This is a genomic window from Proteus vulgaris (assembly GCF_016239305.1).
In the GTDB taxonomy this organism is placed as follows: domain Bacteria; phylum Pseudomonadota; class Gammaproteobacteria; order Enterobacterales; family Enterobacteriaceae; genus Proteus; species Proteus vulgaris_C.
Window position 1 is genome coordinate 1 of sequence record NZ_JAEHOQ010000007.1, and the last position, 25,705, is coordinate 25,705.

The window sequence follows — 25,705 nt, forward strand, 5'->3', positions numbered from 1 at the left end:
ATATTAATTAAATTATATTTTAGCTAAGTTTATTCAACTAAATTTAACTAAATATATTTATTAATAAATAACTATATTAATGCTCGTAATTTTATCTTATATTATGCGATCCTTTGTTATCTCGCTAACAGAGCACACATACGATTGATTATTGACGAGGTTTTATAGGATGTTGTCAGCCAGACACTCAGCTAAATTACAGGTGTTTTACCCTGTGCTTCTTTTGCTTCTTTCTATGCTTTCGATACAAAGTGGCGCATCCCTTGCTAAAAGCCTATTTCCAGTTATTGGTGCCCCAGCAGTAACGGCATTACGACTATTATTGGGGACGTTGATCCTCTTTTTTATCTTTAAGCCATGGCGACTCAAATTTAACCGCGAGTCAATTATGCCACTGTTTTTATATGGTTTATCTTTAGGGGCGATGAATTACCTTTTCTACCTCGCACTTGAAACTATCCCACTAGGTATTGCTGTAGCCCTTGAATTTACAGGCCCTTTAGCCGTTGCAATGTTTTCATCACGCAGAGCTATCGACTTTTTATGGATAATTTTAGTCATTGCTGGCTTAGGATTATTGCTACCTATTGGTGATAACATTCATGGACTTGATCCACTTGGTATTCTCTATGCCTTAGGCGCGGGTGTGGGTTGGGCATTATATATCGTATTTGGACAACGTGCAGGAAAAGGCTATGGTGCGGCAACCGTATCAATTGGTTCATTAGTAGCAGCTTTTATTTTTGTGCCTATCGGTATATTACAAAGTAGCCCTGATATTATGTTTAGCTGGTCTATTTTACCTGTTGCTTTAGCCATTGCGATTTTATCAACCGCATTCCCTTATACCTTAGAAATGATCGCACTTACGCGCCTACCAGCCAAAACATTTGGTACTTTAATGAGTTTAGAGCCTTGCATGGGTGCCTTTATTGGTATTATTTTCTTACATGAACATTTGACGTTAATACAATGGGTTGCCTTAGCCTTTATTGTTTTAGCCTCTATTGGTTCAACAACGACAATGAAAAGCAAAACCAAAATTGAGGAAGTAAAATAGATATTTAACTCATTTTACTCAGTAAGAAATAAATATTAATTTAAAAAGGATCATATGATCCTTTTTACTTATTAAATAATAACTTTACTGACCTATCATTGCTATTTTACGCTCATTGTCTTACCCTAAATAGACTATTTAGATAGATTAGATTTTTTTAATAGATGACCTATCAATTTAATAGTATCAATCGATAAGACTAACCATTAATAATTCACTATCATGATTAACAGAAATTAAGATATTGATTTATTAATTATTTAGGGAGAACGATTATGAGTACTGCTAAATTAGTCAAATCCACACCTTCAGCCCTGCTTTATACCCGTAATAATCTCGATGACAGCGTAAAACTGCACGCTATCGAATTACTGCAACAAATGGTGACGCAGTTTATCGACCTATCTCTCATCACAAAGCAAGCGCACTGGAATATGCGTGGCAGAAACTTTATTTCTGTTCATGAAATGGTTGACGGCTTCCGTGACACCATTAATGAGCACACAGATGAATTTGCAGAGCGTATTGTTCAATTAGGTGGCACTGTATTAGGCACTGCACAAGTTGTCAGCAAGAAAACCCCATTGAAAGCTTATCCTCTGGATATTCACGATGTACAAGACCACTTAAAAGCACTGGCTGATCGTTACGCTATCGTTGCAAATGATATCCGTAAAGCCATTGATGAAGTTGAAGACGAAGATACTGCTGATATGTTTACTGCAGCATCGCGTGATCTTGATAAATTCTTATGGTTCATTGAAGCCAATATTGAGAATTAATTCGTAATAACAGATTTCAATTATAACTTAGAAAAGGCTACCTCTCTTTAATTAGGTAGCCTTTTTAGTTATTTCTCTTTAGGCATATCAGGTTGATAAATAGGAAAAACGGGTAGTGCCGTCAATAAGCGCGAGCCGTAGTTTTTGGTTAATAAACGTCTATCATAAATAACTATTTCACCTCGGCATTGATGACTACGAATAAGACGTCCAACTTGCTGAATTAAATTAAACGATGCACTTGGCAAGCTCTGCACTTCAAAAGGATAGCGTTTCAGTGATTTTAACCACTCACCTTCTGTCACAATCACTGGATCCGTCACAGGTGGAAAAGCAATTTTATGAATATGCACTTGTGTTAAATAATCGCCTTTTAAGTCAAGCCCTTCAGCAAATGATTGCAAACCTATCAATACACTATTATCTCCTGCATCAATACGCTTACAATGTGTTTCTACCAATCGATAACGAGGCTGATCCCCTTGCACCAATAAACATAAACGTAAATCTTTCACTTCTTCTAAAAAGCCATCCATCGCCCGTTGGCTACTAAATAAAATCAATTGCCCTCGATGGTTATTCTCTTCCATACTTTGCCGAAAATAACGCGCCATCTCTTTTAAATGTTCGCGCTCATGGCTCATAGTTGGTTCATAACACATTTTAGGAATAACTAATCTACCCTGCTCTTTATGTTCAAAAGGTGAAGATAACGTAATAAAACGATCATCAAAATGCTCACTTAATCCCGTTAATTCTTGAATACGAGAATAACTATTTAGTGAACGCAATGTCGCAGATGTAATAACAACATGAGGAATATTTTTCCATAATAGTTGCGTCAATTGTTCGCTGACTCGAATACCCGCACAATGAAAATAGAGATGAGACTGTTTTTTATCGTAGCGACGTGTGAGCCATTTTGATACAGGGGCTTTTGACGTCTGTTCTAATGTTGCTAAACGCCACAATTTGGCCATATTCTCTAAATAACCGACCATTCTGCTGGTGGTTAAAATGGCACGATGTAAACGCACAACATCTTCTTTTGCGGTACGCTCTGTCAAATCATTCAAAATAGCTTCGCCTAACATTTTTAAGCCATCCGTTAGCTTAAATAAGGTTTGGCAACTTAATAGAAGTTGTTCAGGTAATTCACCTAATGGAAACAGATATTCATCTTGTTCACTACGTTCTGGTAATAACGCACGCGTAAATGTATCAACTTCTTGATAAGCTTCACGTAACTTAGCAATATGAGCATCAAAACGAATAGGATCAGCCAACTTAGGTGGTCTTACAGGAATAAATTGCGCTAAATACTGACTAACGTGGCGAGTAATATTATCCAACTGATTATTAAGAGCAACTAAGGTAATTTCCCCTTCAACTTCAAGTGCATCTCGCGCAACATCAGGAATATGATGGCCTTCATCCAATACTAATAGCAGATTTTTAGCATCAGGTAATACCGATTCACTCTCCATTGCCGCCATAACCAAAGCGTGATTGGTAATAACCACATCCACTTCATCAATTTCACGGCGTGCAATAAAAAAAGGACAGCGATGATAATATTGGCAATTACGCCCTAAGCAGTTCATTTTATCGGTGCTAATTTTGCGCCATAAACTGTCTGTTAATGCCCGTTTATGGTGATCACGCAAACCGTCCCAACCGAAACTGGTAAAATCATTTTTTAGCTCTTGGCAAATTTCTCTTTCTGCACTGGTCGCCACATCTACTTTGTCTTCAAGCAAAAACATTAAGTCGATTTGTTCACCTTCTGTTGCACAAATCGCATCTAAATTACGTGGGCATAAATAGCGCCCACGACCAAAAGCCCCCGTAAACGTGAGATCTGGAATGATTTTTTTAAGTAATGGGAGATCTTTGCTAAAGATCTGATCTTGCAGTGCCACATTGGCCGTACTGATAATCAACGGTTTTTTTTCGTCACGGCTGATTGCAATACCCGGAATAAGATAAGAAAGAGTTTTACCTACCCCAGTTGGCGCTTCAATCACTAAGTGTCGTCCCATTTCATCAGAAAAAGTCTTGGCCACTTCAGCTATCATTTCACGCTGTGGTGCACGCGGAATAAACCCTTCAATATGCTCTGGTAGGGCTTTATACCACTGACTTATTTGATTTTTGACTGATTGAGAAAGAGACATAACTACTCTGTAACTGATCTTAAGAAGGGCGCTATTGTCTCATAACACTGTATAAAAATCAGTAGTTACCTTCATTTGCTCTCTTTTTTCATCAAAGAATGGATAACGCCTCGAAATTATTGAGCTTTGTTATAGATTATTAATTCAACTCTTCATAGTATGAGTATTGATTACGTAATGTCTAAAAATAGCCTTATAAAAAATAATATTTTTTTGTTTGATTAAATACAATAACACCAGTTAAGAGATACCATAATGACCTCTGCAAAGCGCCCTATTTTTAACTTAGAACTTGATTTACTCCGAACCTTTGTTGCTGTTGTCGATGGAAATACCTTTGCCGCAGCCGCAGAATCTGTTTGCCGTACTCAATCTGCTGTAAGTCAGCAAATGCAACGACTCGAATCCCTTATCGGTAAAGAGTTATTTGCTCGCCAAGGCCGAAACAAAACACTGACAGAAGCTGGTACACAACTTCTTAATTATGCTCGTCGTATTTTGCGCCTAAATGATGAAGCTTGTCTTTCATTGATGCATGAAGAAATTGATGGGATCTTAAAAATTGGCTCCCCTGATGATACGGCAAACACAATTTTACCTGATCTACTTGCACGTTTCTCAGGGGCGTATCCCCGTCTTATTATGGAAATCATTGTTAAACGTAGTCCGTTTTTAATGTCGATGTTAGAAAACAACGAACTTGATTTAGCCATTTCTACCGAAGAACATGTGGGTTATCCCAAAATTGTGCTACGTGTTTCCCCTTCCTTATGGTATTGCGGAAAACATTTCAGGTTTGATCTTGATGAACCCTTGCCATTAGTCGTATTAGATGAACCCAGCACATACCGCGATATGATGATAAATCACCTTGATCAACAAGGTATTCGTTGGCGAATCGCTTATATTGCTACAACACTTTCAGGTGCAAGAGCTGCTGTACGTGCGGGCTTAGGTATTATGGCGCGTTCGATTGAGCTTTCAGGCGATGATTTGCGTATTTTAGGCGAAAAAGAAGGCTTACCCCCTTTACCTGCGATTAGTTATAACTTGTATCTCAATGCTAATAGCCCAGGGAAAGCCGCACAAATACTGTTTGATTCATTAAAAAATGAACAAAATGAAGTGATTAATCATGCTGATATTACACTTCAACAAGAATAGAGATTTTCAAACCCTTAAATAGTGTTGATAACCAAAGCAATAAAATATTAAAACCATAAAACAGGACACCGATTATGACCCAATTCCATGGCATTTTTCCTTACCTTGTTTCCCCTGTTGATCAAACTAAAGGTACCATTCTTGAATCTTCATTACGTCAATTGGTCGAACATTTGATCTCATGTGGCGTTCATGGTTTAAGCCCGTTAGGTAGCACAGGTGAATACGCTTATCTTTCTCAAGCGCAACGTAATGAAATTGTGCGTATTACGGTTGATCAAACCGCGGGGCGTGTTCCTGTTATTGCGGGTGTTGCAGGGTTTTCAACCGCGGATGCTTGTCATCAAGCTGAACAATACGCCCAACTAGGTGTAGATGGCATGGTACTGATTTCACAAAAAATGTACCCATTAAGTGAAACCGCACAAGCTGGTTATTTCCGAACTATAGCAGAAGCATTTCCTGAAAAATCCATGACAATTTATACCAATCCAGGGCTTTTGGGTGATGTTCTTCCTATCTCTTTATTTAATGAACTTAGCTATATCCCGAATATCGAATATATTAAAGATGCATCAAGCAATACAGGTCGCTTACTCACCATGATCAATACTTTTGGTGAGCGTGTTAAAATCTTCAGTGCCTCTGCACATATTCCACTACTTGTATTAAAACTTGGTGGCGTAGGCTGGATGGCTGGTCCTGCTTGTGTATTACCAAAACAATGCGTAGAACTTTATGAATTAGCCACCAAAGGTGATTTTGATACGGCATTAGCAAAACAAAAAGAGATGTGGCAAATCAACGAGGCTTTTACTAAATATTCGTTGGCATCATGTATTAAAGCCTCTCTAAATATTCAAGGTTTTGATGTGGGCTCACCTATTTTGCCTCAAGAGCCTCTAAACGATGTCGCAATGGCTGATCTGCGCCAAATTATTGCTCGCCTTGATTAATAAACGATTCTTATTTAGAAATAACAAAGACTGGATTTTTCTCTATTCTGGCCTTTGTTATCTGTTTAATTCAAGTTTCTCATTCTAAATGCAGGCCAATACTGTACTGCATTGAATAAGAATGAAATAATAGCCACCATTGTTACAAAACCGTGTTCGTTCTATCACCATAACGAGGAGAAAATGTATGCCCATTTCCGTCAGTGAAATAATGGAAATATTGCCTCATCGTTATCCATTCTTATTAATTGATGGCGTTATTTCTGAACCGGCTGAACTTGCTAGTGGCAAATTAATCGCAATTAAAAATATTACCACCAATGATACCGTTGTGTTTGGCGAATTTTATCCCCCTTTATTACTCCTTGAAAGCATGGCCCAAGCAGCTGGAGTTCTTGCACATTATTATCTTTCCCCTATGGAAGAAGGCCAGCAATGTTATTTTGCCAGTATAAAAAACGCACGATTTTATGATGCAGTAAAAGCAGGCGATCAGCTACATCTGGATATTCAATTTCGCCGGCAGCGCCGTACTATTGTTAGCTTTTCTGGTGTTGTTCGCATTGGTGAAAAGATTGTTTGTACATCTGAATTTATGTGTGCAAGGCAATAAAAAAGGATTGGTAGCTCAACCAATCCTTCATATCATCATCTTATTGACGTTATTTTTAACTTAATGGGGCAGTTCTTCAATACGCAATAATTGCGTTATTTCAGAAAGAGTAACATTTTCAAAATCCAATACTTTTTCAACGAGTTGATCCGATTGTCTATCCTCCATTACTAATGAAGCATTATCGTAAAACTTGCTGATCACATCCTGATCAGTCATTGGATTTTGTGGATCACCGTATTGAATATCTAATCTCTCAGTGATCTTCTCACCATTTTTTAATGTCACAAAAATTAATCCAGGAAAATACGTTGGGAATGGAATTTCGCCTTTTTCGGGATAACGATAACTCACTTTTTTCGCTAACCTTTGAATATCTTCACGCTGTAAATTTTCTGGAGATAACGACGATAATGTTAGCGCATTATCTAAAAATCCTGCGGCAAATAACCACGGCAAACTAAATTTTGCCCCATAAGCTGTTTTAGGTGCCCATTTTGTTTCAAGTGGCTCGCAAATTAAAGCAGCAGCGACAGGATCAACCACGCACTCTACGCTTTCAATATCATCAGCCGTGATCCCTTTTTTCAGCAAATTACGGCTACAGTCAATAGTAGCATGAGCAAAATGACACACAGGATAAGGCTTAATAGAAACATTTAAAAATTCCCATTTTTCACCTAATCCCAATGCTACTTGTTCGGGTTGTGCTTGCTCTCGAATACCATGGGTTTGATAAAGGCTATAGCGACCTTCAAATATAGTTTCAGGGCCAGTCATTCCACCTTTTGCCAATGATGCAGCAATAATACCTGATTGCGCAGCCCATCCCGCATGAAAGCATTTAGAAGAAGAGCTGTTAGTAAGATATTCAGCCACACCACCAGCTTGACTTCCTGTGAGTCCTAATGCATTCACCGTCTGCTCTGGTGTTAATTTTAATAACGAGGCAGCACAAGCTGTTGCGCCAAAAATACCTGCAATTGCAGTTGCATGAAAGCCTCGCTGATGAAATCCGCTATGGCTTGCTAATCCCACTCGTGCGGCCACTTCCCAACCAATCACCCACGCCGTTAAAATATCTTGTGATGATGCATCAATGGATCCACCTAATGCAAAAGCAATCGGCGTTAACACCGCACTACCGTGTGTAATCGAATCGGTATGTGTATCATCAAAATCTAATGCATGTGATGCAATACCATTTGTCAATGCAGCAACGGTTGTACTTGTTGTGAGTGAACTGCCCCAAATTGGAATAGTACCTTGGCTATCGGGTAAAAAAGCGATGCCCTGACGACTTTGGATCGCACTTTGTTGCGCACTACCCGCAAGTGCAACGCCTAATGTATCTAATAAATGAATTTTAGCGCGCTCTACAACTTGAGCAGGTAAATCAGAAAATGTTGTTGTGGTAATAAATTGGGCTAATTGCTGACTCAATGTCATAAACACCTCGAAATAGATAAGAAAAAGCCAGCATTTCACCGGCTTTTAGATAGTAGAAGGTTGAATTCAATCAGGTCACTTAGTCATTTAACCAGCCAGAGGCTTTAGTTTGTGCAATAACTCGATCAACTTGGGCCGGCGCATTTCCTACATAAGTTGTTGGATCTAAAAGTGCATCAAGTTCTTCTTGAGTAATGTGATCACGAATACGGGTATCACGATTAATCGCTTCAACGAAGGTTATGCCTTCTTCTTGCCCAGACATTGATGCTTCATACACAATTTCATGTGCAGTTTGTTTACCCGCTTTATCAGATAACGCAAACATCACACGCTCTGCCAACATAAAACCACCCAAAATATCCATATTTTCACGCATTTTTTCCACATGCACATTTAATCCACCTAATACTGTTTTCATATTATCGAAAATAACAGACAGCATCAGGCACATTTCTGGCATGATCTTCCATTCCATTTTCCAGATTGCACCATCACGCTCATGTTGGTGTTTCATCATATCCGTTAAAACAGAAAGATTCGCTTTTAGGGTATTACTCACACAGGCCGCATTTTCCACAATGGCAGGATTACGCTTATGTGGCATAGTCGAAGAGCCCACTTGTCCTTTACTAAAAGGCTCAGATAATTCATCAATTTCGTTATGTGCTAATAGCAGAATTTCATTGGCAATTTTACCTAGAGTTCCACTAATTAAACCGATTAACATGCCATATTCACTGAATCTATCACGTGAAGGTTGCCATGAAATTTCAGGTACACCTAAACCTAAGCGTTTTAATACACGGGCTTCTAATTCATCAGCTTTATCGCTTAAAGAAGCCTTTGTACCCACCGCACCGACAACACTGCCAACAAATAAGCGAGGTTCAATCTCTTTAAGACGTTGATAATGACGCGCTAATTCAGTTAACCAAATTGCGGTTTTATGTCCAAACGTAATTGGCAAAGCTTGTAATGCTAATGTACGTCCAACCATTGGCGTGTTGCGATGTTGTTCACTTAATGAAAGCAATGCACGACCTAATACTTTGATATCACGTAAAAAAGTATGATGAGCGTCTTTTAGTTGTAGTACAAGACCAGTATCAATAACATCTTGTGTTGTTGGACCAAAATGAACATATTCCCCATAATGCTCTGGACAAGCATGTTCTAAACCACGAATTGTTGGCACTAATGGATGGCGAGTAAGGCGCACTTGTTCTAATACATAATCCATATCGAGCTTTTCAAGTTTCGCTGTGTCTGCAATAACTTTTGCTGCCTCTTTCGGGATCAAATCTAATTCGGCTTGTTCAATCGCTAATGCAGCTTCATAATCAAGCCAGTTTTGCATTCTCGTTTTATCAGAAAAAATAGTTCTCATCTCTTCTGTTGACCATAAATTCTTTAATAAAACTGAATCAAAAACGCTGGTTCCCATAATTATTTCCCCTGTTAAAAAAAATAATAAAAAAATCGTTTTTTTAATCAAACGACTTGTTAGATTGTTATTTTATTTATGCAATATAATCTCAAAAAAAACACTTTGATAATTTTAATCTAAATTCAAATATTTCTAATCAATTAAAAAGTAACATTAATTCAATATGTTATAAATAACTCTTTATTTATTAGTTATAACTTTTGAATCTTAAATAACATTTAAGATTTAATTAGAATAATTAATGCTAAAAAGTTAGAGGAAGATCATCATTTTTAGAAAATAGCTATTTTAAAAATAAATAAGTTTGTTATAAATAATAGAAACAAAATAAGCGCAAACAGTAATTAATCATTTTATTTAATTACCGGGGAACTCTATTTCTATATTTGGAGATATTAATAATGAAACAAAATAAACAAACAAAATTGATCCACCGTGGACGCCAAGAAATTAAAACTTCTGGACCGATTAATCCACCGGTTATGAGAGCCAGCACTATTGTTTTTGACTCAATTAAAAGTTGGCGTGAAGTGCGTGATCGTCGTGCGACAGAACGTGTATTAAGTTATGGCGCTCGAGGTACCGAAACCGCTTTTGCATTAGAAGCGTTAGTGACCGAGTTAGAAGGTGGACATCGTGCGCAGTTGTTCCCTACTGGATTGGCAGCTATCGCTGTAACTATCATGGGATATGCGCGTAGTGGTGGACATGTTTTATTTGCAGATTCTGTTTATGAACCTGTACGTAAAATCGCATCTGCTTTCCTTGAACCCAATAACATTGCTTATAGTTTCTTTAAAACAGATGGCTCAGATTTTGAGCAAAAAATTCAGCAAAATACACAGCTTATTTTTGTCGAATCTCCAGGTTCACTTCTTTATGAAATGCTCGACTTGCCTGAAATTTGTCGTATTGCTCATGAAAGAAATATTCCTGTTGGTGTTGATAATACTTGGGGCTCTGCATGGCTTTATAACCCGCTAGAACTCGGTGCTGATGTCTCTGTTATCGCGGCAACTAAATATTTATGCGGTCACTCTGATGTGATGATGGGCATTATGGTTGCGAATGAAAAGGCATGGGAAAAAATTGGTGCTTTACCTGAAGCATTAGGCCAGGCCAGCAGCCCTGATGATGCCGCACTAGTACTTCGCGGAATGAGAACACTGGGTCAACGTATTGCCGCTCATGGCAAATCAGCTCTGGCTATCGCACAGTGGTTAGAGACACGTCCTGAAGTTGAAAAAGTGTGGTTCCCTGAATTACCTAATCACCCTCGCCATGATTTATGGAAACGTGACTGCAAAGGCAGTAACGGCCTATTAACTATTGAATTTAAACAAGAGTTTACCACAAAACAATCAGAGCAATTTATTGATGCGCTTGAACTATTTGGTATTGGCGCGTCTTGGGGCGGATTTGAAAGCCTTGCATTACCCGCCAATGTTGTTGGCGCAAGAACAGCGTCTAATTGGCGTGAAGGTCATGGCCCTTTTGTGCGTTTACATATCGGCCTTGAAGCAACAGACGATCTCATTGCAGATATTACACAGGCTTTTTCAGCATTAAACCAATAACAAAAAATATTGCATCATTACCGGGGAATTCACTATGACAGGTTTAATCATTGCCGCGCTGGTAACAGCGTTGGTGGTTTATTTACTGGCGCGGGGTTATAAACCTCAGCCAGTATTATTACTCGGGGGCTTGTTACTATTGCTCCTAACCGCTTCTCTCGATCTTAATCCGTTATTACCAGAAAATAAATCTACCCAATTTAAGTATTTTGATGTTTTCCAAATTTTCACGGATATTATGAGTTCTCGCCTTGCGGGTCTTGGTTTAACATTAATGGCTATTGCGGGGTTCTCTCGTTATATGGAACACGTTGGTGCAAGCCGTGCTTTATTTGCTATTTTTGAAAAACCATTAAAAGCCATAAAATCACCTTACTTATTATTAGTGATTTCATTTCTAGTCACCCAAATCTTGGTTATCTTTATTCCTAGCCATGCAGGTTTAGGTATGCTGTTAATGGTCACCATGTATCCGATATTAATTCGTTCTGGGATTAGCCCACTTTCTGCTTTAGCCGTTATTGGATGTTGCCAATTTATCGACCATGGTCCCGGCTCTGGTAACGTGATTATGGCGGCAAAAACAGCAGATATTGAACCTGCCGTCTATTTTGTTCAGCACCAGTTACCTATCACTATCCCTATTATTATTGCTGTTGCGATCACTCACTTCTTTATTCAACGCTGGTGGGATAAACGTGAAGGTTTTGTTTTTGACCCAACAACAATTGATGCCGTAAAAGAAGAAGGCAATAAAATTCCACTGTCTTATGCCTTATTACCTGTGATCCCTTTAATTCTGATTATCGGCTTCAGTCCTTTACTACACCCATATATTAAATTAGAAGTCACCACGGCAATGATTATTAGTACCGTAATTGCGCTTCTTTTTGAATATGTTCGCTTACGCGATGCAAAAGCGGTAATGAATAGTTTTATGTTGTTCTTTGAAGGAATGGGTAAGCAATTTGTCTTAGTGGTATCGTTAATTGTATCTGGTGAGTTCTTTGCCAATGGTTTACTTAAAAGTGGTGCCGTCGATACATTAATTAGCTCTGCTCAAGATGCAGGTTTTGGCATTGCAGCTATGATTATTGTAATGAGTGCCATTCTTGCATTAGCAGCCTTTTTAATGGGTTCAGGTAATGCTGCATTCTTCTCATTTGCAGCCTTAACGCCAAAAATTGCTGCCTTCTTAAAAGTAGATGTCATTACCTTAATTTTACCAATGCAAATAATGACAAGCTTTGGTCGTACTGTTTCACCAATTACCGCCGCCATTGTTGCCATTGCGGGTATTGCGAATGTCTCACCTTTCCAAATAGTTAAACGTACCGCCATTCCTATGGCTGTCGCGGCTATTGTAAACTTAGCAATGACATTCTGGTTTTTATATTCTTAATTAAGTTGCGTTACCCCTTGCCCTTAAACTCATTTACTCCTGAGTTTAAGGGGTTTTTTCTTATCATTGACTGTAACCTTTGATTGAAATAATTAACGTCAACATTAACTCTAAACAGACTATTTATAAAAAACAAATAGTCTGTTTATTTATCTATTTTCCCTTTTTTTGGACTAAAAATAAGATTTTTTAATCACTATCATTTGCCGATTAAACCGACTTAATACTTGTTTCAGCTTCATATCTAGATATACTTTTGCGCAACATTCATCTGCAAATGAACATTATGAAAAAAATAATTATTGTTATTATCGCACTACTTGCCTTCGGTTCTATCGGTGGTGTTTTCCTTGCGGGCTTAAATATCTATACACGCTCCACCACACCAATAGAAACAGAACAAACTCAACCTGAAACTTCACCTGCACAGCAATTTCCAGCTATCCCAGACAGCTCACCTTCTGCTAAATAAATGAGGTCGCACCGTGGAATACGATTACTTTGTTACACCAAAATGGCTATTTGAACACCAACATAATGCTGATCTTGTGATCCTTGATGTTAGCGCACCAATGCCAACTCAACTGATTGACTATCAAGCGCTTTATCTTGAACGTCATATTCCACACGCTCATTTTTTTGATCTTGATGAAGTCGCAGATAAAACGACAACATTGCCACATATGCTGCCATCTGATGCACTATTTTCAAAAACGCTGACGCAATTAGGTATTTCTAATACCACGACGGTTATTCTTTATGATCAAGGCAATTTATTTTCCGCACCTAGAGGCTGGTGGACATTAACAACACTAGGTTGTCGTAATGTGCGTATTCTTGCTGGTGGTCTACAAGCATGGATTAATGCTGGATTTACTATAGAACAAGGTGAAGCCATCAAGACACCAGCACAATCTCCATTTGTGGTTGAACGTCACGCCCAACGTTATGCCAATAAACAACAACTTCTTGATAATCTAGCGACAAAGCAAAAACAGATGGTTGATGCACGTTCAGCAGATCGTTTTTATGGTAGAGCACCAGAACCTCGCCCAGGTTTGCGTAGCGGGCATATCCCCGGCAGTAAAAATGTGCCTTGGAATGAATTAGTTATAGATGGAAAATTAAAAGATAAAACCGAATTAAAGCAAATATTTGAACAAGCCGGTGTTGATTTATCACACCCCATTATTGTTACCTGTGGCTCCGGTATGACTGCGGCAATTTTATTTTTAGCGTTAACCGTATTAGGTTGCCAATCCATTGCACTTTATGATGGCTCTTGGGCGCAATGGGGTGCTGAAAGTGCCCTTCCTTGTGAATGCTAATTTAATCACTCTACGCTTTAAAAAAAGTAAACCCGCATTACGCGGGTTTATTATCAATATCTATTCGGTGTGAAGATGTTAACTTGCAAATATTTTTGCAAGGTAGAGCACAACAATGGCACCAATCACAGCGACAATAAAGCTACCAAAGTTAAAACCATCCACTTTACCTTTGCCAAAGAAGCTACTAATTGCACCACCGACAACCGCACCTACAATACCTAGAATACAAGTCCATATCAGACCAATATCATAAGAGCCCGGCATTAAGAATTTCGCCAAAATACCTGCGATCAAACCAAAGATAATCCAAGAAAGAATTCCCATATTTCCCCCTAAAATAGTCATGATATAAACAACATACCTAAAATTGTCACTTATTGAGTGTAAGTCGAAAAAGTGATTTTTTCCAATTATTAGAAATAAATTACATAATATTTAGGATAAATAGATGGGTTATTTCTTAATGAACAAAAAAATAGCGCTGATTAATTAGCGCTATTTTTTATTGGATAAGATTATTTTTAAACTACAGAGCCTCTATTGCTACGGCGATTTCTGGTGACGTTTTTAATGTTCTGATTTGCCTAAATAACTCATCGGCCTCTGGATACTCTTTACGTAAATAACTAAACCACTGTTTAATACGTGATGCATGATAAATTGTCGTATCACCGCGCTTTTCTAAACGAACATAGCGCTTTAATAATTCAATAACCTCAGACCAAGGCATTCTTGTTTCTATGCCTTTTACAACACGGCTTAAGTTAGGCGTATTCATTGCCCCACGACCAATCATTATCGCATCACAACCCGTTATGGCTAAACAGGCCAATGCATCTTCACGGTTCCAGATTTCACCATTGGCAATTACAGGTATTGAGAGTCTTTGACGAATATCACCAATAGCCTGCCAATTGATTTTTTCAGCATTATAACCATCTTCTTTTGTTCTGCCATGTACCGTGATTTCGGTTGCGCCACCTTGCGCTACGGCATCGGCAATTTCATGGCTATATGCAGAAGAATCCCAACCAAGTCTAACTTTTACTGATACGGGTAATTCTAAAGGTACTGCATTACGCATTGCTTTAGTTGCTTGATAAATAGTTTCAGGTTGTTTTAAAAGTGAAGCACCACCACCACTACCATTAACTGTTTTTGAAGGGCAACCGCAGTTTAAATCAACCCCCCAAGAGCCTAATGATATGGCTCTAAATGCATTTTCAGCCAACCATTGAGGATGTTGTCCTAATAATTGCACCCGTACAAGCGTGCCACTTTTTGTGCGACTCTCTGTCTGCAATTCAGGACATAAGCGATAAAATGCTTTTGTTGGTAGTAATGAATCAACAACACGTACAAACTCTGTAATACAGAGATCGTAATCATTAATCGAGGTGAGTAACTCTCTCACAAGGGGGTCTAAAACCCCCTCCATTGGCGCTAATAAAACTCGCACTTTTTAACCTCAAAACTCTTTTCTAGCTTTTGACCAAGGGCTTTGATTATCACTACCTTCATCACTTTTACGTGAACGACGAGGCCCTAACTTACCAGTACGAGAGCCATCTTTATTTCGGTAGTTTTCTTTGCTTTTATTACGACCGCCTTCTTTACTGCCTTCGCTATCATTCTCTTTACGAGCATTATTGCGATTATCTTTGCCACGAATATCTGCACGACCATGGCTACTGCTACTGCCACCACCACTTCTACGTGGTGCATTGTTTTTTGGCTTTTTATGCAATGGAGCCGCTTTAATCGAAGGATCAGGATCGTAACCTTCTAATGCTAAACGTGGAATTTCACGTTTTAATAAACGCTCGATATCAGCTAATAACCCATGTTCATCAACACAAACCAGTGAAATAGCTTTACCTGTTGCGGCTGCTCGACCTGTTCTACCAATACGGTGAACATAATCTTCTGCAACTTGTGGTAATTCAAAGTTGACAACATAAGGCAATTGGTCAATATCAAGGCCACGAGCTGCAATATCTGTTGCCACCAGTGCTTTTAATTTACCGTCTTTAAAATCAGCTAAAGCACGCGTTCTCGCACCTTGGCTTTTATTACCATGAATAGCCGCTGATTTAATACCATCGGCATTTAAATGTTCAGCAAGCTTATTAGCACCGTGCTTAGTACGTGTAAAAATAAGCACTTGTGACCAATTTTCTAAACCAATTAAATGTGATAACAACTCTGTTTTACGTTTTTTATCCACTAAATGGACATATTGATCAACAGATTCAGCCGCTGAGTTTTTTGGTGCAACAGAAATACTCACTGGGTTGTTTAACAAAGAGTTGGCAAGTCCTGTGATCTCTTTAGAGAATGTCGCGGAGAACAATAAATTTTGACGTTTTTTAGGTAATTTATTAATCACACGGCGAATATCATGAATAAAGCCCATATCTAACATACGATCAGCTTCATCAAGCACTAAGACTTCAACACGAGAAAGATCGACTGCATTTTGATGTTCAAGGTCGAGTAAACGTCCAGGCGTTGCTATCAATACATCGACGCCACCGCGCAATTTCATCATTTGTGGGTTAATACTTACCCCTCCAAAAACCACAAGTGAGCGGATTGGTAAATAGCGACTATACGCTTTTACGTTCTCAGCAATCTGCGCAGCTAGTTCACGGGTTGGCGTTAAAATTAGCGCTTTAACCGGTTGGCGACCTTTAGTTTTTTCTGCGGATTGAGTCAGCTTTTCCAAGATCGGTAATGTAAAAGCCGCCGTTTTCCCCGTCCCTGTTTGCGCACTGGCTAATACGTCTTTACCCGCCAAAATCGGCTCAATCGCCTGCTGTTGAATAGGGGTCGGGGTTTTATACCCTTGTTCATCAATAGCGCGGAGAAGCGCCTCACTTAAGCCAAGCGATGTAAAATCGGTCAAAACAGTAGTCTCCTACAACCAGAACGTATAACACGGTGATTGAAATTAAAAATGACGGGCTTTCATGCTGTCAATCTATAGGTATTATTACTCTATAGGTACTATCATTTAGTGATAAGACAGTGATGAAAGAGAATGAACCTTGCTAGGTTAACCTAATAACCCCTATTTTAACAGTTTTTGCTATATTCAGAATACAAAAATAATTTTCAATTATAGATGGTGTTTTTTTATTACAATACGCCTTTATTTGATTATTTATTACAAAATTTCCCTATTGTTCAATATCATCTAATATAATACTCCTTGTTATCGCTGTTTTTAATATCATTGGTTTTGTTACATTTTACTTAAGTAAGGTATCTTCTATTATGTCAGAAACTCATCAGAAGACGACTCGTGGTGAACTAGCAAAACGACAATTATTGGAAGCGGCATGTGAGATCTTTGGTAAAAATGGCCCTGATGCCGCCACCACACGCCAAATTGCACAAGCTGCTCAACAAAATATTGCCGCTATCGCTTATTATTTTGGTTCTAAAGAAGGGTTGTATCTCGCCGTTGCACAGCATATTGCTGATCTTATCCGCCTTGATTTTGAACCTACTGTTGCCATTCTTGACGAATTTCTTGAGCGACCCAATCCCACAGAGCATCTACCATTGCTACAAACGCTGATCACAGATAGCTTTTTACAATATGCTCAACTGGTACTTGATAAAGCCAATATTCATCTCAGTCGTATTATGGCAAGAGAACAGCTTGTTCCTACCGAAGCATATTCCCTTATCCACCAGCAAGCGTTATCACCACTTTTAACACGAGTAAATAAATTATTAGCTATCTATATTGGTTTAGATCCCACACTTCCGACGACAATGCTACACACTCACGCTATTTTAGGAGAAGTGCTATCATTTCGCTTAGTGAGGGAAACTATTCTAAGACAAACGGGATGGGATAGAATTGGCAAGAATGAGTATCAAATCATTTCCAATACTTTAAAAACGCATATTACGTTATTACTCAATGGATTAAGAGAGATTTACACTCACCCACATCATGCATAAATAGAGTTATTATGAAAACTAAAAAAATCAGTTTCTTTATCATCTTAATGATTATTATCGGTGTTATTGCAGGTATCTATTATTACGAAGAAAACAAAGAGTCTGAATTAGTACTCTATGGTAATGTCGATATACGTACTGTTAATCTGAGTTTTCGTGTTGCAGGGAAATTAGATTCATTACTCGTTGATGAAGGTGCCCCCGTCAAACAAGGGCAATTGTTAGGAAAGCTTGATGATGCCCCCTATCGTAATGCACTCAATAAAGCTTATGGTGAGCGTGATAGTGCTATTGCTGCATTAGCGTTAATGGAAGCGGGCTATCGCAGTGAAGAAATTGCACAAGCCCAATCTGACGTGTCATTAAAACAAGCGGCTTGGCAATATGCCGACAATTTTTATAAACGTCAGCAAGATTTGGCTAATCGTAACGTTATTTCAGTCAATGACTTAGACAGTGCAAGAAATAATCGTAATCAAGCAGCCGCGGCCTTAAAAGCAGCCCAAGATAAATTAAATCAATATCGAAATGGTTATCGAAAAGAAGATATTGATGCAGCTAAAGGGCAAGTTATGCAGGCAAAAGCCGCCGTTGCTCAAGCGGAGTTAAACCTTCAAGACACACAGTTAATCTCACCTTCACAAGGTACAGTATTAACAAGGGCCGTTGAACCTGGCACTATTTTATCTGCTGGTAATCCTGTATTTACGGTGTCTTTAACTAACCCTGTTTGGGTTAGAGCGTATATTAGTGAAACCCACTTAAGTGAAGCAATTCCTAATCGAGAAGTCTATCTCTACACTGATGGACGTAAAGATAAGCCTTATCATGGCACTATCGGTTTTGTTTCACCGACAGCAGAATTTACACCAAAGAGTGTCGAAACACCGGAATTAAGAACTGACTTAGTTTATCGACTCCGAGTTGTTGTGACGGATGCGGATAACGCATTACGCCAAGGGATGCCCGTGACTTTAAAATTTGCACCCACTCATTAAGTGGGAGGCGAAATGGAACACACTGATTACACTATCGAACTACAAGGTGTTGAAAAACGCTTTACCGGACTAGAAAGCCCGGCGGTTTCTGCATTAACAGCCACCATTACTGGTGGCTCTGTCACGGGTTTAGTCGGCCCAGATGGTGCGGGTAAAACAACATTAATTCGTATGCTTGCGGGGCTATTAAAACCAGATGCAGGTGATATTCGTATTTTAGGAATGGATCCGCAAAAACAAAGCGTGGATGTCCGAGCTATTCTTGGCTATATGCCTCAAAAATTTGGCCTCTATGAAGATTTAACGGTGTTAGAAAACCTTAATCTTTATGCTGATTTAAAAAATGTCATTGGTGAAGAGCGCAAAAAAGTTTACCAACAGTTGCTCTCTTTTACCGATCTTACACGCTTCACCTCTCGCCTTGCGGGTAATCTTTCAGGAGGGATGAAACAAAAACTGGGGTTGGCTTGTACTTTATTAGGTAACCCTAAAGTCTTACTACTTGATGAGCCAGGGGTCGGCGTTGATCCCATTGCACGTCGTGAGCTTTGGCAAATGGTACATGCCTTAGCCAGTGATGGTATGTTGATACTGTGGAGTACCTCTTATCTTGATGAAGCAGAGCAATGTAAAAACATTCTCTTACTTAACAAGGGGGAGTTACTTTATAGTGGTATTCCGCAAGATTTAACAGCGAAAATGGCAGGTCGTTCTTTTCTACTTGATGTTGAAGGCCATCAGCGAAGAAAAGTATTACAACAAGCCATTATTCAACCTCAAGTGACAGATGGTGTTATTCAAGGACAATCTGTCCGTTTGATATTGAAAAAGCAAAGCAATCAATCCGAATTACTCAATGCCTTGGGTAAACCTGATGCTAAACTTATTCCAGCCACACCACGCTTTGAAGATGCTTTTATTGATTTATTAGGAGGAGGCCCTTCTCATAAATCTGAATTAGCTGAAATTATGCCTCAAATTCCTCCTGCACCCAATGAAACCGTTATTGAAGCACAGCAACTAACCAAAATGTTTGGTCAATTTGCGGCAACCGATCACGTTGATTTTCAAGTTAAACGAGGTGAAATATTTGGTTTATTGGGACCTAACGGTGCAGGCAAATCGACGACATTTAAGATGATGTGTGGCTTATTAGTTCCCACCAGTGGTAAAGCGCTGGTATTAGGTATGGACTTAAAAGAGAGCTCTGGTAAAGCACGTCAACATTTAGGTTATATGGCACAAAAATTCTCACTTTATGGCAATCTTAAAGTGGGACAAAACTTAAAATTCTTCTCTGGTGTTTATGGTCTGCATGGCAAACAACAGCGATATAAAATCAACGATATGATAACAGCCTTTGGTTTACAGTCGATGGTAAACCAAATCACTGAAACCTTGCCTTTAGGTTATAAACAACGCCTTGCCCTCGCGTGTTCATTAATGCACGAACCCGATATTCTCTTTTTAGATGAACCCACATCAGGCGTTGATCCTTTAACACGACGAGAGTTTTGGTTACATATTAATGGCATGGTTGATAAGGGAGTAACTGTAATGGTGACCACTCACTTTATGGACGAAGCAGAATATTGTGATCGTATTGGTTTGGTTTATCGCGGAAAAATCATTGCTGCCGGAGAGCCTGATTCACTCAAAAAAATGGTTGCCAGCGACGATAACCCAACGCCTTCAATGGAAGATGCTTTTATAGGTTTAGTGTTGGATTACGATAAAAAACTTGAACGTGAAAATAATAAAGGGAGCGAAAAACATGCGTAATTCAGCTCAATCCTCTCATGATCGTTTTTCTTGGCGACGTTTGTTCGCGCTATGCTTAAAAGAAACAAAACAGATCACCCGTGATCCCAGTAGCGCCCTCATCGCTTTTGTGATCCCCCTAACCTTATTGTTTATTTTTGGCTACGGCATTAACTTGGACTCAAGTAAATTAAATATTGGTATTTTGACTAATCAACAAAGCCAACCTGCACAAGAACTCGTTTACACCTTTACAAATTCACCTTATATCAACGCAACCATTAGCGATAATCGTCAATTATTGATTGATAAAATGCAAGCGGGGCAAATTCGGGGCATTGTGGTTATTCCTGTGAATTTTGCTGAATTGCTGACCCGCCAAGATACCCTAGCGCCAATTCAGGTGATAACCGATGGCAGTGAGCCTAACACGGCAAACTTTGTACAAGCTTATACCAAAGGGGTTTGGCAAATCTGGTTACAACAACAAGCCATCAGCAAGGGTATTGATACTACACCATTAATTGAAATAGAACCTCGCTATTGGTTTAACCCCGCGGCAATTAGTCAGCACTATATTATTCCGGGTGCCGTTACTATTATTATTACCGTCGTGGGTGCAATTCTTACTTCGTTAGTGATAGCTCGTGAATGGGAACGTGGCACGATGGAAGCTCTACTTTCAACTCAAATCACACGTACCGAACTCTTACTTTCAAAACTTATTCCTTACCAAGTTTTAGGCAGTTTTGTCATGGTACTTTGCATGGTGGTAACAGTCTTTATACTCGGTGTACCTTATCGAGGATCACTGTGGATTTTAGGGGGGATCACTTCGCTCTTTTTAGCCACCGCATTAGGAATGGGACTACTTATTTCAACATTGACGCGCAATCAATTTAATGCCGCCATGATTGCCCTAAATGCTGCCTTTTTACCCGCGATTATGTTGTCAGGTTTTGTGTTTGAAATTGATAGCATGCCATTTTTTATTCAAGTGGTAACTTATTTCATTCCTGCACGTTATTTTGTCAGTAGCTTACAAACGCTATTTTTAGCGGGCGATATTCCATTGATATTAATATTAGATATGTGGTTGCTAATCGTTTCTGCCCTATTTTTTATTGGATTAACGGCATTAGCAACACGACGTCGATTAGATTAAAGGGAGAGTATTTATGTTTTATCGTCTTCTCACCCTAATAATGAAAGAACTACAGTCATTATTACAAGAGCCTCAGACTCGTATTATTTTGATAATGCCTGTTATCTTTCAGATGATCTTATTTCCTTTTGCCGCAACATTAGATGTTACCAATGCCTCTATCGCAATTTTTGATGAAGATAATGGTAAACAATCCATTGAGTTAACCCAACGTATTGCCAAAGCTAGTGCCTTTTCTCAAACATTATTACTGAAAAATGAACATGAAATAAAAGAGACTATTGATAATCGTAAAGCACTTTTATTAGTTCGATTTCCACAAAACTTTAGTGCTAATTTAGAAAACCAAATCCCTGTTAAATTGCAATTAATCTTAGATGGACGAAATTCTAACAGTGCGCAAATTGCGGCCAATTATGTACAACAAATCGTACAAAATTATCAAACTGAATTAGCAGGACATAAACCTTCTTTACTGAATAAAACAGAACTTGTTGTTCGTAATTGGTATAACCCTAATTTAAATTATAAATGGTTTATTGTACCCTCATTAGTAGCGTTGATTATCACCATTGGGGTGATGATAGTCACTTCGCTTTCTGTTGCTAGAGAGCGAGAACAAGGTACCTTAGATCAATTATTAGTTTCCCCTCTATCAACATGGCAAATTTTTGTGGGTAAGGCAGTTCCGGCCATGGTTGTTGCCGCCATTCAAGGTTCTATTGTATTGATTATTGGGATATTTGGTTATCAAATACCCTTTTCAGGCTCACTATTACTGTTTTATTTTACCATGCTAATTTATGGTTTATCGCTGGTGGGTTTTGGCTTATTAATATCGGCATTAAGTTCAACACAACAACAGGCTTTTATTGGTGTCTTCGTGTTTATGATGCCTGCCGTTTTATTATCAGGTTATATTTCGCCCGTAGAAAACATGCCTGTTTGGCTACAACATGCGACTTGGATAAACCCAATTCGTCATTTTACCGATATTACAAAACAGATTTACCTTAAAAATGCTGATATCACAGTGATATGGCACAGTTTATGGCCTTTATTAGTGATTACAGCAGGGACAGGCTCCTTTGCGTATTATCTTTTCCAGCGAAAGATTGCTTAAAACAAGAGTCATTAATTAGAGGAACTTTTATGCCCCCTTTTATTTCTGGTATCAACACTCTCTTTGTTGCGGGTTTTGGCCCTATTACCCACGATAATGAACAAAGCCAAGAATTTTATAAAGAAGTGCTTAATCTGCCGTTAAAATCAATGGAAGGTAATGGTGATTATTTATCAACATCAGAAAGCGAATTAGACGGTGTTAAACATTTTGCACTGTGGCCTTTAGAGCAGGTGGCAATGTCTTGCTTTGGTGATAATAAATGGGCTGACTCCCTACCAATACCACAATACTGGGTTGAATTTGAGGTGGAGGATATTGATAGTGCAACTCAAACTCTAAAACAAAAAGGCTACCAATTGCTGGTTGATAATCGAATTGAACCCTGGGGACAAACAGTCACTCGCTTATTAAGTCCTGAAGGTGCTTTAGTCGGTTTAACTATTACACCTTGGTTGCGAGATAACTAAACTTCATTTTATCTCAATTGTATATAACAAAAAAATCTCTTAATAAAAGCACAAAAAAATCCCACAACTTATAAAGTTATGGGATTTATTTTTTATGCTGTTTTTAAACTACGTTTATCCGCAAATATCATTAAAATTAACGACGGTCGCCTAAAATACGCAGTAACATTAAGAACAGGTTGATGAAATCTAAATAAAGCGTTAATGCACCCATAATTGAGTAACGACGCATATTTTCTTTATCTTCTTGGTTAATCTCATTACCCATATCTTTTAATTTTTGTGTGTCGTAAGCAGTTAAACCTGCGAAAATTAACACACCCGCGTAAGAGATAACCATGCTCATCATTGAGCTTTGCATAAAGATATTAACGATAGAAGCAATAATGATACCGATAAGTCCCATAAACAGGAAGCTACCCATACCTGTTAAGCTACGCTTAGTCGTATAACCGTAAATGCTTAATGCGCCGAACATTGCTGCACAAATAAAGAATGTACTCGCAATTGAAGATGCGGTGTAAAGCAGTAATACGCTAGAGATAGTCACACCCGTTAGCACGGAATAGAGCATAAATAATGAGGTTGCCATGGCACCACTCATTTTATGAACCATACCTGATAACACGAAAACTAACCCTAATTGAGCAATGATCAGACCAAAGAAGACGATCTTGCTTGAGAAAATCATTGATAACAATGCTTCGCTTGATGCAACATAAAATGCAACAAACGCAGTTAATAATAGACCTACAGTCATCCAACCATAAACCTGAGCCATAAAGGTTTGTAGGCCAGAACCTGTACGCTGTACGATTGAATCATTAGAACGTGAAAATCGATCCATGATGATTACCCTTTAATCATAGTGATAACGTTAGGTTTAACGATAACGTTTATTTCAGTAAAGAGTCCATTATGGACTCATTAGAGTTTAATTTTATCACACTGATTTTACATTTCCATGAAATAAACCGTATGAAATGTCATCAGAAAATAAATTTAGGTAAAGTAATGTAGCGTTTAATTAAGCGTAATGATTTATTCCCAACGCTCAGCTGAATCATAATCACTTTGGCGTGCATCGACCCATCTATTTTTATTTTCAGGAAGCCCTTCTTTTTTCCAAAATGGCGCGCGGGTTTTTAAGAAATCCATAATAAACTCAGCAGATTCGAACGCGCTATTACGATGAGAACTAGTGACACCCACAAACACTATCTCTTCACCGATATTCAATGTACCTACTCGATGAATAACGCTTACACGTTGCAAAGGCCAACGTCCTCGCGCTTCACTGACAATGTCATTAAGCGCTTTTTCAGTCATACCTGGGTAATGTTCAAGCGTGAGCGTACTCACTTCATCACCTAAATTGTGATTACGTACTTTTCCCGTAAAGGTCACAACGGCACCATCACTGTCGCACTCTGATAGCCATTGATATTCATCACCAACGTTAAAATTTTCGGTTTGTACTGAAATACGGGTTGATGCGCTCATCTTATCCTCCTGTAACAGGTGGGAAAAAAGCGATTTCATCACCATCGTTAATAACGTGAGAACCTTGAACAAAAGATTGGTTTACCGCAGAGAGCAACTTGCCATCTTCTAATGCGAGAGACCAGCGTTCACCTTTAGTAATTAATGCATTACGTAAATCGTCTACTGTGTGGTATTCACAATCTAATTCGAGAGAATCAACACCGACTAATTCACGGACTTGAGCAAAGAAAAGAACTTTAATCATGCTTCCACCTTAAAGTGACCTGATTTACCACCTGTTTTTTCTAATAAACGTACAGGCCCTATCACCATATCTTTTTGAACGGCTTTACACATATCATAAATCGTTAACGCAGCTACCGATGCCGCAGTTAATGCTTCCATCTCAACCCCTGTTTTACCGGTTAAACGGCAAACAGATTCAATGCGTACGCGATTAGATCCCGTGAGTGCTTCTAAACGCACTTCGACTTTAGTTAATAACAGCGGATGACATAATGGGATTAATTCCCATGTTCTTTTTGCTGCTTGAATACCTGCAATTCTTGCAGTCGCAAATACATCACCTTTATGGTGTTTACCTTCGGTGATCATGCTTAATGTTTCTGCTGACATTTCAACAAAGGCTTCAGCACGCGCTTCTCGCACTGTTTCAGCTTTAGCACTAACATCCACCATGTGAGCTTCACCGGCAGCATTAATATGAGTTAGTTGAGACATGCACAACTCCTGAAATTAACGAA

The 25,705-nt window shown here is 38.7% G+C and carries 25 protein-coding genes; 15 read left to right on the forward strand and 10 right to left on the reverse strand.

Annotated features, from left to right (window positions below; genetic code table 11):
* Nucleotides 1–169 precede the first annotated feature (169 nt).
* Together rhtA and dps are read left to right on the forward strand one after the other, a co-directional pair.
* The gene (gene rhtA / locus JEP40_RS06620) at nucleotides 170–1,060 is read left to right on the forward strand and encodes a threonine/homoserine exporter RhtA (protein WP_198622926.1); all 891 of its coding nucleotides are present in this window, start codon (nucleotides 170–172) and stop codon (nucleotides 1,058–1,060) included.
* A gap of 275 nt (nucleotides 1,061–1,335) precedes the next feature.
* Nucleotides 1,336–1,842 (forward strand): DNA starvation/stationary phase protection protein Dps, encoded by a 507-nt coding sequence (gene dps, locus JEP40_RS06625; RefSeq protein WP_198622927.1) that lies wholly within the window; start codon nucleotides 1,336–1,338, stop codon nucleotides 1,840–1,842.
* Between the two features lie 68 nt (nucleotides 1,843–1,910).
* Here the strand turns inward: dps and dinG are convergent, their stop codons facing one another.
* The gene (gene dinG / locus JEP40_RS06630) at nucleotides 1,911–4,019 is read right to left on the reverse strand and encodes an ATP-dependent DNA helicase DinG (RefSeq protein WP_198622928.1); all 2,109 of its coding nucleotides are present in this window, start codon (nucleotides 4,017–4,019) and stop codon (nucleotides 1,911–1,913) included.
* A gap of 255 nt (nucleotides 4,020–4,274) precedes the next feature.
* Here dinG and JEP40_RS06635 point away from each other — a divergent pair, with 255 nt between their 5' ends.
* The 3 genes from JEP40_RS06635 to fabZ all read left to right on the forward strand — a co-directional run bounded on the left by JEP40_RS06635 (nucleotide 4,275) and on the right by fabZ (nucleotide 6,752).
* A complete protein-coding gene (locus JEP40_RS06635; RefSeq protein WP_098943808.1) occupies nucleotides 4,275–5,183 on the forward strand; it encodes a LysR family transcriptional regulator in 909 nt (302 codons plus the stop codon).
* Nucleotides 5,184–5,257: 74 nt separating this feature from the next.
* On the forward strand, nucleotides 5,258–6,139 hold the full coding sequence (locus JEP40_RS06640) for a dihydrodipicolinate synthase family protein (RefSeq protein WP_198622929.1): 882 nt from the start codon (nucleotides 5,258–5,260) through the stop codon (nucleotides 6,137–6,139).
* Between the two features lie 187 nt (nucleotides 6,140–6,326).
* Nucleotides 6,327–6,752, forward strand: coding sequence for a 3-hydroxyacyl-ACP dehydratase FabZ (fabZ, locus tag JEP40_RS06645; protein ID WP_198622930.1), 426 nt, complete (start codon nucleotides 6,327–6,329; stop codon nucleotides 6,750–6,752).
* Nucleotides 6,753–6,812: 60 nt separating this feature from the next.
* On the opposite strand, the gene JEP40_RS06650 is transcribed toward fabZ, so the two are convergent.
* The gene (locus tag JEP40_RS06650) at nucleotides 6,813–8,201 is read right to left on the reverse strand and encodes an MmgE/PrpD family protein (protein WP_198622931.1); all 1,389 of its coding nucleotides are present in this window, start codon (nucleotides 8,199–8,201) and stop codon (nucleotides 6,813–6,815) included.
* Nucleotides 8,202–8,280: 79 nt separating this feature from the next.
* Nucleotides 8,281–9,648, reverse strand: a complete 1,368-nt coding sequence (gene purB / locus JEP40_RS06655; RefSeq protein ID WP_198622932.1) for an adenylosuccinate lyase — start codon at nucleotides 9,646–9,648, stop codon at nucleotides 8,281–8,283.
* A gap of 404 nt (nucleotides 9,649–10,052) precedes the next feature.
* Here purB and metC point away from each other — a divergent pair, with 404 nt between their 5' ends.
* The 4 genes from metC to sseA all read left to right on the forward strand — a co-directional run bounded on the left by metC (nucleotide 10,053) and on the right by sseA (nucleotide 13,958).
* Entirely contained in the window at nucleotides 10,053–11,228 is a 1,176-nt protein-coding gene (metC, locus tag JEP40_RS06660; protein WP_198622933.1) for a cystathionine beta-lyase, read from the forward strand.
* Between the two features lie 34 nt (nucleotides 11,229–11,262).
* Nucleotides 11,263–12,630, forward strand: coding sequence for a C4-dicarboxylate transporter DcuC (dcuC, locus tag JEP40_RS06665; RefSeq protein WP_198622934.1), 1,368 nt, complete (start codon nucleotides 11,263–11,265; stop codon nucleotides 12,628–12,630).
* A 286-nt stretch (nucleotides 12,631–12,916) separates the two neighbouring features.
* Nucleotides 12,917–13,102, forward strand: a complete 186-nt coding sequence (locus JEP40_RS06670) for a hypothetical protein (RefSeq protein ID WP_109409697.1) — start codon at nucleotides 12,917–12,919, stop codon at nucleotides 13,100–13,102.
* A gap of 13 nt (nucleotides 13,103–13,115) precedes the next feature.
* Nucleotides 13,116–13,958, forward strand: a complete 843-nt coding sequence (sseA, locus tag JEP40_RS06675; RefSeq protein WP_198622935.1) for a 3-mercaptopyruvate sulfurtransferase — start codon at nucleotides 13,116–13,118, stop codon at nucleotides 13,956–13,958.
* Between the two features lie 78 nt (nucleotides 13,959–14,036).
* Here the strand turns inward: sseA and JEP40_RS06680 are convergent, their stop codons facing one another.
* The 3 genes from JEP40_RS06680 to rhlE form a co-directional block, all read right to left on the reverse strand.
* Complete coding sequence (locus JEP40_RS06680; protein ID WP_198622936.1) at nucleotides 14,037–14,285, reverse strand: GlsB/YeaQ/YmgE family stress response membrane protein; 249 nt, start codon at nucleotides 14,283–14,285, stop codon at nucleotides 14,037–14,039.
* 202 nt (nucleotides 14,286–14,487) lie between these two features.
* Complete coding sequence (gene dusC, locus JEP40_RS06685; protein WP_198622937.1) at nucleotides 14,488–15,420, reverse strand: tRNA dihydrouridine(16) synthase DusC; 933 nt, start codon at nucleotides 15,418–15,420, stop codon at nucleotides 14,488–14,490.
* Nucleotides 15,421–15,429: 9 nt separating this feature from the next.
* Nucleotides 15,430–16,869 carry an ATP-dependent RNA helicase RhlE gene (gene rhlE, locus JEP40_RS06690; RefSeq protein WP_198622938.1) on the reverse strand — a complete coding sequence of 480 codons (1,440 nt, stop codon included), beginning with the start codon at nucleotides 16,867–16,869 and terminating at the stop codon, nucleotides 15,430–15,432.
* Nucleotides 16,870–17,240: 371 nt separating this feature from the next.
* On the opposite strand from rhlE, the gene cecR reads away from it, so the two are divergent.
* Genes cecR through JEP40_RS06720 form a run of 6 tightly spaced genes read left to right on the forward strand, consistent with a single transcriptional unit; the run spans nucleotide 17,241 to nucleotide 23,456 of the window.
* Nucleotides 17,241–17,939, forward strand: coding sequence for a transcriptional regulator CecR (gene cecR / locus JEP40_RS06695; protein WP_198622939.1), 699 nt, complete (start codon nucleotides 17,241–17,243; stop codon nucleotides 17,937–17,939).
* 11 nt (nucleotides 17,940–17,950) lie between these two features.
* Nucleotides 17,951–18,937, forward strand: a complete 987-nt coding sequence (gene hlyD / locus JEP40_RS06700) for a secretion protein HlyD (protein WP_198622940.1) — start codon at nucleotides 17,951–17,953, stop codon at nucleotides 18,935–18,937.
* Nucleotides 18,938–18,949: 12 nt separating this feature from the next.
* Entirely contained in the window at nucleotides 18,950–20,719 is a 1,770-nt protein-coding gene (locus tag JEP40_RS06705; RefSeq protein ID WP_198622941.1) for an ATP-binding cassette domain-containing protein, read from the forward strand.
* On the forward strand, nucleotides 20,712–21,863 hold the full coding sequence (locus JEP40_RS06710) for an ABC transporter permease (protein ID WP_198622942.1): 1,152 nt from the start codon (nucleotides 20,712–20,714) through the stop codon (nucleotides 21,861–21,863). The genes JEP40_RS06705 and JEP40_RS06710 overlap by 8 nt, the downstream gene beginning before the upstream one ends.
* Nucleotides 21,864–21,876: 13 nt before the next feature.
* A complete protein-coding gene (locus JEP40_RS06715; protein ID WP_198622943.1) occupies nucleotides 21,877–22,986 on the forward strand; it encodes an ABC transporter permease in 1,110 nt (369 codons plus the stop codon).
* 29 nt (nucleotides 22,987–23,015) lie between these two features.
* Nucleotides 23,016–23,456, forward strand: coding sequence for a VOC family protein (locus tag JEP40_RS06720; protein WP_198622944.1), 441 nt, complete (start codon nucleotides 23,016–23,018; stop codon nucleotides 23,454–23,456).
* Between the two features lie 136 nt (nucleotides 23,457–23,592).
* Here the strand turns inward: JEP40_RS06720 and JEP40_RS06725 are convergent, their stop codons facing one another.
* From JEP40_RS06725 to moaC, 4 genes are all read right to left on the reverse strand, one after another.
* The gene (locus JEP40_RS06725; protein ID WP_072070555.1) at nucleotides 23,593–24,303 is read right to left on the reverse strand and encodes a Bax inhibitor-1 family protein; all 711 of its coding nucleotides are present in this window, start codon (nucleotides 24,301–24,303) and stop codon (nucleotides 23,593–23,595) included.
* Nucleotides 24,304–24,497: 194 nt separating this feature from the next.
* The gene (moaE, locus tag JEP40_RS06730; RefSeq protein WP_198622945.1) at nucleotides 24,498–24,959 is read right to left on the reverse strand and encodes a molybdopterin synthase catalytic subunit MoaE; all 462 of its coding nucleotides are present in this window, start codon (nucleotides 24,957–24,959) and stop codon (nucleotides 24,498–24,500) included.
* A 1-nt stretch (nucleotide 24,960) separates the two neighbouring features.
* A complete protein-coding gene (moaD, locus tag JEP40_RS06735) occupies nucleotides 24,961–25,206 on the reverse strand; it encodes a molybdopterin synthase sulfur carrier subunit (protein WP_198622946.1) in 246 nt (81 codons plus the stop codon).
* Nucleotides 25,203–25,682, reverse strand: coding sequence for a cyclic pyranopterin monophosphate synthase MoaC (gene moaC / locus JEP40_RS06740; protein WP_023581221.1), 480 nt, complete (start codon nucleotides 25,680–25,682; stop codon nucleotides 25,203–25,205). Before moaC ends, moaD begins: the two co-directional genes overlap by 4 nt.
* Nucleotides 25,683–25,705: the final 23 nt, after the last annotated feature.

Coding starts and splice junctions, on each gene's coding strand:
- purB (WP_198622932.1), bottom strand. CDS start 9,648: ATGGGAACCAGCGTTTTTGATTCAGTTTTATTAAAGAATTTATGGTCA.
- fabZ (WP_198622930.1), top strand. CDS start 6,327: ATGCCCATTTCCGTCAGTGAAATAATGGAAATATTGCCTCATCGTTAT.
- JEP40_RS06680 (WP_198622936.1), bottom strand. CDS start 14,285: ATGGGAATTCTTTCTTGGATTATCTTTGGTTTGATCGCAGGTATTTTG.
- JEP40_RS06705 (WP_198622941.1), top strand. CDS start 18,950: ATGGAACACACTGATTACACTATCGAACTACAAGGTGTTGAAAAACGC.
- metC (WP_198622933.1), top strand. CDS start 10,053: ATGAAACAAAATAAACAAACAAAATTGATCCACCGTGGACGCCAAGAA.
- rhtA (WP_198622926.1), top strand. CDS start 170: ATGTTGTCAGCCAGACACTCAGCTAAATTACAGGTGTTTTACCCTGTG.
- dcuC (WP_198622934.1), top strand. CDS start 11,263: ATGACAGGTTTAATCATTGCCGCGCTGGTAACAGCGTTGGTGGTTTAT.
- JEP40_RS06725 (WP_072070555.1), bottom strand. CDS start 24,303: ATGGATCGATTTTCACGTTCTAATGATTCAATCGTACAGCGTACAGGT.
- JEP40_RS06710 (WP_198622942.1), top strand. CDS start 20,712: ATGCGTAATTCAGCTCAATCCTCTCATGATCGTTTTTCTTGGCGACGT.
- moaC (WP_023581221.1), bottom strand. CDS start 25,682: ATGTCTCAACTAACTCATATTAATGCTGCCGGTGAAGCTCACATGGTG.
- cecR (WP_198622939.1), top strand. CDS start 17,241: ATGTCAGAAACTCATCAGAAGACGACTCGTGGTGAACTAGCAAAACGA.
- dinG (WP_198622928.1), bottom strand. CDS start 4,019: ATGTCTCTTTCTCAATCAGTCAAAAATCAAATAAGTCAGTGGTATAAA.
- JEP40_RS06640 (WP_198622929.1), top strand. CDS start 5,258: ATGACCCAATTCCATGGCATTTTTCCTTACCTTGTTTCCCCTGTTGAT.
- JEP40_RS06635 (WP_098943808.1), top strand. CDS start 4,275: ATGACCTCTGCAAAGCGCCCTATTTTTAACTTAGAACTTGATTTACTC.
- moaD (WP_198622946.1), bottom strand. CDS start 25,206: ATGATTAAAGTTCTTTTCTTTGCTCAAGTCCGTGAATTAGTCGGTGTT.
- moaE (WP_198622945.1), bottom strand. CDS start 24,959: ATGAGCGCATCAACCCGTATTTCAGTACAAACCGAAAATTTTAACGTT.
- JEP40_RS06720 (WP_198622944.1), top strand. CDS start 23,016: ATGCCCCCTTTTATTTCTGGTATCAACACTCTCTTTGTTGCGGGTTTT.
- JEP40_RS06715 (WP_198622943.1), top strand. CDS start 21,877: ATGTTTTATCGTCTTCTCACCCTAATAATGAAAGAACTACAGTCATTA.
- JEP40_RS06650 (WP_198622931.1), bottom strand. CDS start 8,201: ATGACATTGAGTCAGCAATTAGCCCAATTTATTACCACAACAACATTT.
- hlyD (WP_198622940.1), top strand. CDS start 17,951: ATGAAAACTAAAAAAATCAGTTTCTTTATCATCTTAATGATTATTATC.
- dps (WP_198622927.1), top strand. CDS start 1,336: ATGAGTACTGCTAAATTAGTCAAATCCACACCTTCAGCCCTGCTTTAT.
- JEP40_RS06670 (WP_109409697.1), top strand. CDS start 12,917: ATGAAAAAAATAATTATTGTTATTATCGCACTACTTGCCTTCGGTTCT.